This window comes from Aeribacillus composti (assembly GCF_007827555.1).
GTDB classification, from domain to species: Bacteria; Bacillota; Bacilli; order Bacillales; family Aeribacillaceae; genus Aeribacillus; species Aeribacillus composti.
This window is the reverse complement of the sequence record NZ_VISS01000050.1, coordinates 1-11,688: the sequence shown is the minus strand read 5'-3', so window position 1 is coordinate 11,688 and position 11,688 is coordinate 1. Positions and strand designations below refer to the sequence as shown.

Sequence of the window (11,688 nt, the reverse complement as noted above, 5' to 3'; positions counted from 1 at the left end):
TGATATAGATGGTTCCCCATTTGACAACTCCGATACGAAAAAAGAAGGAGTCAGTCGAACGTATAAAGGATTTGACGGTTTTACACCGTTGTTTGTGTATGCAGGGAAGGAAGGGTATCTCGTTCATGCCGAGTTGCGTCCAGGGAAACAACATGTGCAAGACAACATGCCCTCGTTTTTAGTCACCGCTATCCGTCGAGCTCGTCAACTGACTTCATCTCGTCTGCTTGTTCGCATGGATGCAGGAAACGATGCAGAAGCGAATGTGCACGTATGCCTAAAGGAAGACGTGGACTTTGTCATCAAGCGAAACTTACGCCGAGAATCGAAAGCGCTTTGGTTCCAGATCGCTTCGCAAAAGGGCAAACGTGTCGATGATGGACAAAGCGAAGGAGTACAAACCTATGAGCTATGCCTTCCACAGAAGGCAGCGATCGATGGAAACACGTATACGTACGTTCAAGTTACCCAAGTGACGGAACGGACGATGGAACGCAATGGACAGCTGATGCTCGTTCCTGATTATGAAGTGGAAAGCTATTGGGTGCGGCTCAAAGGATACGAGCATGTTCGAATGAGCGATGTGCTCGCGTTGTATCATGACCATGCGACATGCGAACAGTTTCATAGCGAACTGAAGAGCGACTTAGATTTAGAGCGGCTTCCATCTGGGAAGATGAAAACGAATGCGCTCGTGTTGGTCATGGGAGCCTTCGTTTACAATCTTCTTCGTCTGATTGGACAAGATCTATTAAGCGATCCGAGACATCCGTTGCACCACAAAGTGAAACGCCGCCGCATCAAGACGATTATTCAGACGGTGATCACGATGGCAGGGCGACTCGTCCGTCGATCACGACAGATCTGGATGAAACTGACGCGAAGGAGTGGCTATAGCGAGCCCCTACTGAACGTCTATCAGAAATGGAGAGAGGTAAGATAACGAACGAATGTTCGGGAACTGATGTCCAACGTCACTCCCTGTGCTTTTTTGTCTATTTTTTTGGTTCGTATACCTAAAAAAGAGATTTGTTCCATTTTCGGAAATAGAGATGACATAGGTCATAAGCATAAAAAGGGTTTTATGGATTATCAATCCATCAAAATTACAACAAAATCAAAGTCGATTTCAATTCATCACGGATTCAGGTAAGAATAATGAATTCCAGATATTATCATAATTAGCATCTGTATATGTCTTCTCAAAGTCATTCCAAATTTCAGGCTCCAAGAACTTTTTTAAGCGTCTTCCTTTCTAAAAAGAACTATTTTCCACACCGATAATTTCTACAAATTAAAATCAAATCCTTTTTCAACTAACTGAAGTTTGCCATCACTTATGACACGGTTCTCCGTATTTCATTTCGTTATGTTGGATAAGAACACTAAATATCAAATTTACGGTTACAGAGCCATTTCACAATTTCAGGATCATTATGTGAAAAAAACAAGCTCTTTTTCGTATCTAACGTAGCAATCATCTTCATATCCTCCTGGCTTAATTCAAAGTCAAAGATATTGAAGTTTTCGATGATTCTTTCTTTATGAACAGACTTTGGAATCGCAACGATTCCTCTTTGCGTCAACCAACGTAAAATCACCTGAGCAACGGATTTATTATACTTTTGAGCTATTGATACTAAAACTTCATTTTGGAAGATGTTATTTCTTCCTTCAGCAAAAGGCGCCCAAGACTCTATCTGAACATTGTACTCTTTCATAAGTTTCGCGCTTTCTATTTGCTGGCAGAAAGGATGTGTTTCAATTTGGTTTACAGCAGGAACTACTTCATTATGAATAATCAAATCTACCAGGCGGTCCATCTGGAAGTTACTAACTCCAATTGCCCTAATCTTTCCCTCGCGATACAATTCCTCCATAGCGCGCCAAGAGCCATATACATCACCAAATGGCTGATGAATTAAATACAAATCCAAATAATCCAATTGCAATCTTTCCAGTGATTTTGCGAATGCTTTCTTTGTGCTCTCATAACCGGCATCCTGAATCCAAAGTTTTGTGGTAACAAATATTTCCTCTCTTGGCACGCCACTCCGTTTGATTGCTCTGCCAACCGCTTCTTCATTTTGATAAGCGGCGGCCGTATCAATGAGGCGATAGCCGGTCATCAAGGCGTCATATACACATTGCTCACATACATCTAGATCGGTAATCTGGTAAACGCCAAAGCCTAAGATCGGCATCTTGACGCCATTGTTCAACGTAACTGTTTGCATATATATACCTCCTCTATTTCTCATGGAAAACCTCTTTGCATCTTTCATTATGCCGCAACTACAAAAGAGACCGGTATCACAATCATCGCAAATCATTGCCTAATCCTCTCACAACCACTTATGCAGCCGATGAATATGTATTAGAATGAAACTAGCAAGAATAAAAGCGAAGGAGGATTTTATGTCTGAACAAATTTATCAACAACAAAACGAACTGGCCAAACTCGTTGAGCGCCATACAGGGCAAGATGGGGTTCACGCAACAGCGATTCCTGCTTTATTTTTGTTCCGCCAATCGGGGGTGACGGCTCCGAGTCACGGCGTTCAACGCCCTTCTTTATGCCTTGTTGTCCAAGGGAAAAAAGACGTCTGGCTGGCACAGGAACGTTTTACTTACAGTCCTACCCATTATCTTGTGGCATCCGTTGACTTGCCGGTTATTGCCCAAGTAGTAGAAGCAACTGAAGATGTGCCGTATTTGGCGTTGAAAATTGAATTGACGCCTGGGGAAATTTTAGGCATTTTAAGGGATGAGGAAATTGGAACCGGCCTGAACGGACAAGCTAAGCGGGCGATGTTTGTCAGCCTGATTGAGCTCCCTTTGCTCGATGCGGTAATAAGACTCGTTCGTTTGCTTGACACTCCGAAAGATATTGACGTCCTAGCTCCTATTTATACGAAGGAAATCTTGTATCGCGTTTTGCAAGGGCCGCATGGAGATGTGCTGAAACAAATCGCAATCGAAGGGAGCTCTGTTTATCGAATTAGAGACGTGATCGAATATATTAAACAAAACTATAATCGACCTATTCGAATTGAAGAGTTGGCAGACATTGCCCACATGAGTGTTTCTTTTCTTCATAGACACTTTAAAGAGGTAACAGCGATGAGCCCAATTCAGTTTCAAAAACAACTGCGGCTCCAAGAAGCCCGGTGCTTGTTATTAACTGAATCGACCGATGCCGCCGATGTCGCCTTTCAAGTCGGCTATGAAAGCCCCTCGCAATTTAGCCGCGAATATTCCCGCATGTTTGGGCTGCCTCCAAAAGAGGATGTCAAGCGTCTAAGAGGGGATTGTACGAAAAGGGCTAATGCATAGAAAAAGAGAAGCTAGCCGAAACATCTTCTGTTCTCTCAAGGCTAGCCTCTCCGCTTTTCATTTGCCAAAATGATACATGGTCATCCAATCCCATTTCGCTCCCCGAATCCTTAACAGACTCACTTCACCTCTGGCTGATTATGCCTCCTCGTGCGCCAGAGAAGTCGACAAGTCACAGTATGCGTTGATCTGTTCTTGGAACTCGGCGGTCTTCCGCTCAGCTTCGGCGATGGCGTCAGTACCGGCGATAAAACGGCGTGGCGGTTCCTCTTGGCTAGCAATAGCCACTAACGCCTTGGCCAGTTTAGCAGGATCACCAGGCTGTTTCCCATTCATCGACTCCCACCAAGGCCGCAGCTCGGCATTGCGTTCGGTGTAGTCCTCGATGCGCAGCGCTGCCCAAGTCGTCGATTCCGGCCGCAAAAGCTCAGTGCGGAAAAAGCCCGGATTGACGATGGTCGTCTTGATGCCGAACGGTTCGACTTCGAAACGCAGTGACTCCATCCACCCCTCGAGGCCAAATTTCGAGGCAGCATAAGCGGAACAATACTCGTAGCCGACAAAGCCCGCGGTCGATGAAATGGAGATGATGTGCCCCGAACGTTGCTTACGCATCACCGGCAGCACAGCGCGGGTGACGTTCATCGGGCCGATGAGGTTGGTGGAGAGTTGATGCCCAATCTGCTCCGGTGTCAGTTCCTCGAAGAAGCCCCCATAAAAGTTAGCGGCGTTGTTAACAAGCACATCGATCGTTCCAAATCGGTCAACCGCTGCATTGACGGCGGCCTCAGCATCTGCAGGATTCGTAACATCTAGCTTCGCAACGAGCAGATTTCCGGTCTCGCCGATAGCCTTAGCCACCTTTTCGGGATTGCGGCCGGTAGCAACGACGTTGTAGCCAGCGTCTAGGGCGGCTTTGGCGATCTCGACGCCCATGCCGCGCCCGGCACCAGTAACAAACCAGACTTTCTTGTTAGACATATTTCATTCCTTCCTTTCGAAATAATGATGTATCAAGGCTTTGCGTCCTCTCAGAGGTGCACTCCTTTTTTACGGATACGTTTACGCTATTTCATTAATTATGCGCTCTCAAAAATCAATATTGATTGAATAAACAACATCTGTTTATAATTATAAAAAGAAATCGAATGCGTTCAAATCGTTAAATGAATGGAATTCGTTGATTATTCAACAAATCAATGAAAGTTATTGATTATCTTTAGGAGAGGTTGGTGATTTCAACATGGCCAAAGTCGACCGCAGAATCATCAAAAGCCAAGAAGCCATTAAAAAAGCCGTTATCGAACTGATGGCGGAAAAACCGTTTGACGACATTACGATCCAAGAGATTGCCGACCGGGCCAATGTGAACCGGGGAACGATTTATCTCCATTACACAGACAAATACGATTTATTGGATCAACTGATTGAAGAACATATGGACAATTTACGGAAGCTTTGCCGCGAGGCTTCCGATCTGACGTTTGAGGAAGGAAACTATATCTGGTACGAGTACTTTGAACGCCATCGTCTATTTTTCTCGACGATGTTATCCAGCAAAGGGGCACCACATTTCCGCAATCGGTTTTTACAGCTGGTCATCGAAGAATTCAAGCCGGAAGTCGATGTATCTGGCGGGAAAAATCAAGGATTGCACGAAGAGGTGGTGTTGCAATTTTTCGCTTCCGCCGTCGTCGGGATTGTGGAATGGTGGTTCAAAAATGGGATGCCGCTCCCAGCACGCGTCATCGCCGAACAAACGGGACGGTTATTGGATCGGAATTTAGGTTAATCTTGGAATAACGGATCGATGCGGACATTTCCGGTAAAATACTCTTCTTGTCCTTTAGAGGACGGCTGTGCGCCGTTACGGATAATCTCGATGTTTTCCATTTTTTCTCTCCTTTCCGACGGATGCGTATTTCGCCATCACGATAATGTCGACATGTCGATGACAAAGCGGTAACGGACATCGCTGCGGAGGACACGTTCATACGCTTCGTCCACTTGGTCAGCGCGAATCACTTCAATTTTTTGCACAATGCCGTGCTCAGCGGCGAAATCAAGCATCTCTTGCGTTTCCCGAAGGCCGCCGACAAGGGAACCAGCGATGCTGCGGCGGTGCATAATTAAGGAAAACACATTGTACGTATCCGGGTTAGCTGGCGCACCGGGTTAAGTCCAAGATTTTGTGTAAAAAGAAACGGCAAAAAGTAGTTTGATTTTTCCAAGACCTAAATTTGCTAGACCGAAAGCGAATTTTTACACAATAATCAGGAGTTGATCGTCTCAAAAGGTTGTTGATCCTAACAAAAACACAACATATTGTCACTAAATGATTACTTAATATGCGTATACATTAGGAAGAAGAAAAGGTGTCCTCCCTTGTGGAACACCTTCCGTTTCACCCTTTTCAGCCTGCTCATTCTTCGTTCAGAAGGGAACGCAAACATTCCGAAATAATCTGCAAAGCCAAAATCAATCTGTTTGGTATCTATCGGTTAACTATATATATGCTCATTGAAAAGTTAACCTGCGCATAAGCGGCGCCCACTCCGGTTATACTGCTTCTAAGGAAAACCATAGAAAACATCCATGAGCAACTTTTGCTCTCCACCTAGGCATGAAAATCTCCCTCTCCTTCCCATAATGAAGGATAGGCGCAAACAGTTGAACAGAACGTTGTGCTTAACAGTGGCCTGGACCCTGTGTAGAAAACTGTCTTGAATCCACTGGGTGCCCCACCCATTGTCCGCCCTTTCCCCATGAAGTCGGAAAGGTGACGACGCATAGAAAAATGCCGCATGTCTCCCGTGGATTCGCTGTTTGCGCACTCAATCATCGAAAAAGCCGATTCCGTTGAGCATCACGTCATCAATATCTACTTTTCTCCCGCTTCCTTGAAACATATCTTCCATGATGTTCCAGTCATTATGCGTCTTGCCTCCTTATTGAAAGAGATCGATCCACAGAAAACATCATCAATTTGTTCCTTTTCTTACAAAAACATTAGATTGAGGCATTAATATAAAAAATAGCACGAAGACAGCATGCTATGTTTGTCCTTATTCCAGCCAGAAGCAACATCACGATAAAATTTTTCATTATGAAAGGAGCATGAACATGGGAGAGTATATGTTGGAAACCCATCATTTAAGCAAAGCGTTCGGCAAACAACTAGCGGTAGACAATGTATCGATAAAGGTCAAAAGAAATACCATTTATGGATTGCTTGGACCGAATGGAGCCGGAAAATCCACTGTTTTAAAAATGCTGACAGGACTTCTGCGTCCTACAAAAGGGGAAATTATGATAAATGGCCATCCTTGGAGCAGAAAAGACCTTAAAGATATCGGTGCGCTTATCGAATCACCGGCTCTTTACGGCAATTTAACGGCCTATGAGAATTTACTTGTTCATGCAAAATTACTGAATTTGCCTGACTCAAGAATAAAAGAAGTGTTGAAAATTGTTGGTTTGGAAAATACAGAAAAAAAGAAAGTGTCTCAGTTTTCCTTTGGTATGAAGCAGAGATTGGGTATTGCCAAAGCACTTTTAAATCATCCCAAACTTCTTATTCTCGACGAACCGACAAACGGACTTGATCCGCTGGGTATACAAGAATTGCGGAAACTTATCAGATCTTTCCCAGAACAAGGAATAACTGTAATCTTATCAAGCCATATTTTGACGGAAGTAAAACAATTGGCGGATTATATCGGCATTATTCAAAACGGAAAACTTAAATATCAAGGAGAAATAGATGAAGACCAAGATCTAGAAAAACTCTTTATAGATGTGGTCAACGGATTATGAAGGAGGCTGAGAATAATGCTGAATATGATACAGTCTGAACGTTTAAAATATAAGCGGACTTTTGCCAAAAAACTCGTATATATTGCTCCTTTTTTCTTTGTACTGTACGCCATTATTACCATGCCTACGATTAATTCAGAATATAATTATTTCGAATACACCGTATTTAATTGGTGGCCGTTAATATTTGCTCCGTTAGGAACGTCATTGATCGCATCGCTTTCAGCAATGAGAGAAAAAAAGTCGGGGAACTATAGATCCTTACGTTGCTATGATATTAGTATTATACGCATATGGTTCAGCAAAATCATTGTAATTGCCTATTATACATTGCTCTCAACAATTGAATTCATTCTATTGCTAATCATATTAAAATTCATTTTGCCCAACAGTATTTCATCAGCAACTGTCGTCATATTGGCCAGCCTTACCATTTGGATCACATCTTTAGCATACATTCCTATAGGGTTGTTTTTTGCAGAACGATTCGGAATAGTGATTTCCATTATTGTAAGTGTGATAGGGATTGTATTAGGAGTAGTAATGGCTTCAGAATCGTACTGGATGTATATTCCATGGAGCTGGGGAATGAGACTGATGTGCCCAATTGTGGGGGTTCATCCGAACGGAGTTCCTTTGGAAAAAGGAAGCCCTTTATTGGATCCTTCCGTTATTCCAATGGGAATTGCCATCTCCATTGTCATTTTTCTTTTATTGTCTTTTGCTACAGCATTTTGGTTTTCGAGAAAAGAGGTGAACTGAAATGTCTTTTCTGCAGGTTCTGTCTTCCGAATGGTTAAAGACAAGGCGTACAACAATCAGACTGATCGTGTTTGTAACGCCGGTCATTTATCCAATCTTTATGTTATGGTATTTTTCCAGATACAATGATCCTTCTTCTTGGCAAGTTAAAATATACGGAGGCTTTTTTGAGGTATTGACTGTCTCTTTACCTATTATTATCTCGCTGCTTACCGGTTTGATCTCATACCAGGAAGAAAAATCGGGAAGTTTTATGAACTTGTTGACCGGTCCTGTTTCAAGAGCGAAATTTTACTTAGGCAAACTTTTTCTGCTGATTTTTGCAGCAATTGCGGACATATTCTTGGCAACTTTCCTTATGTTGTTAGGGATGAGATATATATTGAACATAGACAATATCCATTATGATTTGTTTTTGCAAGGAGCGCTGTTGTCTGTTGTTGGCTCACTAATTCTTTTTTCCATGCATATGCTTATCAGCTTTGCATTCGGTATGGGTGCATCTATAGCGATCGGAGGCGGAGGATTCCTTATTTCGGCTATCATCGGGGCAACTGTCTTAGGAGATTATATATGGAATTATATTCCATGGGCTTGGGCCGTTCGCCTTTCGCAAGCCCCCATGTTATTGATGCCCGAGGTAAAACAGGCCTTGGGAATGCAGTTGTCAAATTTCTATTTTCAAGAGTTGTTAAAAGGGATTGTGCCTGCGATCACATGCTTCATGGTTGTAACGATCATCGGTTCCATCTGGTTTCATCGTTGGGAAGGAAATAAACCGCATGAATGAAGATTCACCTTCCATCCAGGCATGATGTTGAAAAAAGGAGGTCTCAGAGCAGATATGAAAAATTCCATCTTATTCCTGATGCTGATTGGAACCATATTCTTAGGAGGTTGTTCGCTTTTCAGCGACCTGAAAAAAACGGCATCACACAATATGGCGATCGATCGAACATTGCCAAAATACGAACTGAACAAGAAAAATTTAAAAGAAATTAGCTATCAAGGCCGAACCTATGTCATTCAAGCGTCAAAAGTAGATCGACGTCAATTGAACAAACCGATTGGGAAAGTAACAGAAACGATTACCATTAATGAGCATCATCAAATCCTAAGCAAAAAAGAGCTGAGAAAGATCGAAATTGTTCCTGATAAAAAAGATGAAAAAAGAACTCACTTGAACTTTGGTTGGGTATACAGCATAAAAGGCGTAAGCCCGGAAGAAGAAGTGGCCGTAACAATCAACAATCAATTTCTAATTGCGAAAAGAAAATGAATCTCAACGTTGCGATAAGAAATAGAGCTTATAACAACCCGTATAATCTCAAATAAGTAGACAGCAGCTAGAGAAAGATGGGGATATGCAACCCTTTCTCTAGCCTTTCTTCCGCCGCCAACGCCCATCTTCATTTACTAGGGTTGTTGGAAGGTTGTGAAATTTGGGGATAGTTTGATATCTCCTTAATATAAAACTCAACGGTTGCTCCGCCGTTTTCATTGTTGTAAGCCCAAATCTCCCCATCATAATTGTTTACAATTTTTTTTGCGATATAAAGGCCTAAACCAAAATGATTTTTATATTGTTCATTCTGATAAAATGCCTTGAACAACAGAGACGTATCTTTTTCCTTAAATCCTGTCCCTGTGTCTGAACATTTAAAATAGATTTTGGTGTCGTGTCCGTCTGCTTCATCACGCACTTCAAGTTTAATTTCCCCGCTCGTTGTAAATCTCAGGCTGTTATATAAAATATTATCCAAAACCCTCATTAACATGGCTTCGTCAAGAAAATAAAATTGTTTCCTTAAATTCACATCAAAATAAATGTTTACGGATTTTTTATTATAGACCATTGTTGATATTTCTTGCTTTTTCTCATTAAGCATTTTGTTTAAATCAATTCTTTTAATATTCAATAAGAAGTGTGCTTTTTCCACTTTATATAGCAACGACAAATTGTCTGTAAGCATGCTCATTTTGCTGCAATTCTTGCGGATAATATCCAAATGGGGAGTAATATCAAAATGATCTTGGTTCTTCAGATCATTAATTAAATCGATTTGTCCTCGGATTACGGTTAATGGAGTTCTTATATCGTGGGCAATCGATGACACCATGATTTTCCGTTCATCATCGATCTTTGATAAACTTTCAATCATCTCTTTAAGGGCGCTGATCATTGTATTAAACGAATCCTGTATCCTTATAAACTCTTTTCTTTTCAGCCCCGAGACTTTAAAATCAAAATCACCGTTCGAAATTTTATCGGCAGCCTGAAGCAACACTTTAATATTATTAAACAATGATTTATACAGCCTGGATGTAAATAAAATTAAATATATAATAAAAAATATCAACGGAGAAATCAACAATACAACATAAATAAACACTATTCCGAGGCGATCATTATTATTAATGATGAATCCGAAAGGGGCTTTCAGCACATACACCGCTTGAATAGAGTTATCATGTTTAATAGGTATAAATCTGTAAACATAACTTCCTTTTACAATCTCATGATTTATAACTTCACCAACATCTATTTTGTCCCCAGCAACTCCCTTATCACCATACATATGATTACCGTTGATGTCCAAAACTTCCCCTTGAATCTTTTCGTTATAGGACTTTGTATCAATTAATCGCCCCATTAAAATTGATGCTGAGTTTTCTTCAATCTTTTTTTCAATTAAATCGAGATATTTAACAAAATAATTCGTCGGCTTAATAGTATTATTATTTGTAAACATAAATATGAATAATAATAAACATAAATAAGTAATAAGTGAGGATACAATGGTTGACAAGAAGATCTTAACAACCAATAAATAAAAATCTCTTTTTATTGTTTTATCTTTTTTCATATGTAACATCCCATTTATAACCTAATCCATATAATGTTTTAATATAGGAAGTTTCTTTATCTAAAGCTCTTATTTTCTTCCTAATATTTTTAATGCTCTCTGTAACCGTTTCTAACTGACTTTCTGAATCCAATCCCCATACACGTTCAAAAATTCTTTCTTTGGAAAAAACCACATTTTTATTCAACATTAACAATTTAATAATCTCATATTCTTTTTTTGTTAAGTGCAATTTAACTCCTTTGCAAAAGACCTCATTGGCCAAAAGATCAATGGTAATATTTTTAGAACTTAAAAGATATCTCTCATTCGAACGGATCCGCTCTTCCCTTCTTAAGTGGGAATCGATTCTTGCTTTTAACTCCTTTAAACCAAAGGGTTTGGTTATGTAGTCATCCCCACCGATAGACAAAGCTTGAACCTTATCTTCCTCCAGCGTTTTTGCACTGACAAATATAATGGGGCAATCCACTCTATCACGGATAATACTACACAATTCCATTCCGTCAATGCCTTCCATCATAATATCCAATATAATCAAATCAAAATCGCCGCTGATCATTTTCAACGCCTCCGTGCCGCTGTGTGCAATTTCAACCATATAATTATAAAGCTCCAAATATTGTTTGATCGTAAGACAAATATCTTCATTATCGTCAACTACCAATATTTTTCTTTTACTCACTTTTTTATATCCCACCTTACAGCTAACAGCATTTTAACATATTCCATATCTATGCAGATAGGGAACCTCTTAACCTCATAAGAGAATACCTTGTTTTTTCCTAGCCTAATAAATAAAATTTGATTCATCACCACATTTTGTGATTTAACCCAAAAAATAAGGAAAACACTCACGAATTCCTGGCAATAATGTTAGCGTCACTTAACATAACAGGAGGTTCTA

General features: G+C 40.7%; 11 protein-coding genes and 2 pseudogenes. 7 read left to right on the top strand and 6 right to left on the bottom strand.

Features of this window, described 5'->3' with window-relative positions; all coding sequences use genetic code 11:
* Positions 1 to 943: IS1380 family transposase (locus FB379_RS17635; protein WP_144598523.1), on the top strand; the 943-nt coding region annotated here is incomplete at its 5' end.
* Positions 944 to 1,129: 186 nt separating this feature from the next.
* On the opposite strand, the pseudogene FB379_RS17630 reads toward FB379_RS17635, so the two are convergent.
* A pseudogene (locus tag FB379_RS17630) lies at positions 1,130 to 1,240 on the bottom strand (aminoglycoside 6-adenylyltransferase); the annotation flags it as partial.
* 145 nt (positions 1,241 to 1,385) lie between these two features.
* Positions 1,386 to 2,237 (bottom strand): aldo/keto reductase, encoded by an 852-nt coding sequence (locus FB379_RS17625; protein WP_066248614.1) that lies wholly within the window; start codon positions 2,235 to 2,237, stop codon positions 1,386 to 1,388.
* A gap of 181 nt (positions 2,238 to 2,418) precedes the next feature.
* Here FB379_RS17625 and FB379_RS17620 point away from each other — a divergent pair, with 181 nt between their 5' ends.
* A complete protein-coding gene (locus tag FB379_RS17620; RefSeq protein WP_066248617.1) occupies positions 2,419 to 3,336 on the top strand; it encodes an AraC family transcriptional regulator in 918 nt (305 codons plus the stop codon).
* A gap of 138 nt (positions 3,337 to 3,474) precedes the next feature.
* Here FB379_RS17620 and FB379_RS17615 read toward each other — a convergent pair whose 3' ends face one another.
* A complete protein-coding gene (locus FB379_RS17615; RefSeq protein WP_066248619.1) occupies positions 3,475 to 4,317 on the bottom strand; it encodes an SDR family NAD(P)-dependent oxidoreductase in 843 nt (280 codons plus the stop codon).
* 262 nt (positions 4,318 to 4,579) lie between these two features.
* Here FB379_RS17615 and FB379_RS17610 point away from each other — a divergent pair, with 262 nt between their 5' ends.
* The gene (locus FB379_RS17610; protein WP_066248622.1) at positions 4,580 to 5,128 is read left to right on the top strand and encodes a TetR/AcrR family transcriptional regulator; all 549 of its coding nucleotides are present in this window, start codon (positions 4,580 to 4,582) and stop codon (positions 5,126 to 5,128) included.
* Between the two features lie 137 nt (positions 5,129 to 5,265).
* On the opposite strand, the pseudogene FB379_RS17600 reads toward FB379_RS17610, so the two are convergent.
* A pseudogene (locus FB379_RS17600) lies at positions 5,266 to 5,508 on the bottom strand (alcohol dehydrogenase); the annotation flags it as partial.
* Positions 5,509 to 6,459: 951 nt separating this feature from the next.
* Between FB379_RS17600 and FB379_RS17595 the strand changes: the two are divergent.
* The 4 genes from FB379_RS17595 to FB379_RS17580 are packed head-to-tail and all read left to right on the top strand — an operon-like array spanning position 6,460 to position 9,193.
* Positions 6,460 to 7,152: a lantibiotic protection ABC transporter ATP-binding protein gene (locus FB379_RS17595; protein ID WP_066248627.1), complete on the top strand. Its 693-nt coding sequence runs from the start codon at positions 6,460 to 6,462 to the stop codon at positions 7,150 to 7,152.
* A 15-nt stretch (positions 7,153 to 7,167) separates the two neighbouring features.
* Positions 7,168 to 7,914: a lantibiotic immunity ABC transporter MutE/EpiE family permease subunit gene (locus FB379_RS17590; RefSeq protein ID WP_066248629.1), complete on the top strand. Its 747-nt coding sequence runs from the start codon at positions 7,168 to 7,170 to the stop codon at positions 7,912 to 7,914.
* A gap of 1 nt (position 7,915) precedes the next feature.
* On the top strand, positions 7,916 to 8,704 hold the full coding sequence (locus FB379_RS17585; RefSeq protein WP_144598522.1) for a lantibiotic immunity ABC transporter MutG family permease subunit: 789 nt from the start codon (positions 7,916 to 7,918) through the stop codon (positions 8,702 to 8,704).
* Positions 8,705 to 8,758: 54 nt separating this feature from the next.
* Positions 8,759 to 9,193: a NisI/SpaI family lantibiotic immunity lipoprotein gene (locus tag FB379_RS17580; RefSeq protein WP_094245851.1), complete on the top strand. Its 435-nt coding sequence runs from the start codon at positions 8,759 to 8,761 to the stop codon at positions 9,191 to 9,193.
* A 130-nt stretch (positions 9,194 to 9,323) separates the two neighbouring features.
* Here the strand turns inward: FB379_RS17580 and FB379_RS17575 are convergent, their stop codons facing one another.
* Complete coding sequence (locus tag FB379_RS17575; RefSeq protein ID WP_066248637.1) at positions 9,324 to 10,781, bottom strand: sensor histidine kinase; 1,458 nt, start codon at positions 10,779 to 10,781, stop codon at positions 9,324 to 9,326.
* Positions 10,768 to 11,466, bottom strand: coding sequence for a response regulator transcription factor (locus FB379_RS17570; RefSeq protein WP_066248639.1), 699 nt, complete (start codon positions 11,464 to 11,466; stop codon positions 10,768 to 10,770). Before FB379_RS17570 ends, FB379_RS17575 begins: the two co-directional genes overlap by 14 nt.
* Between the last annotated feature and the right edge of the window lie 222 nt (positions 11,467 to 11,688).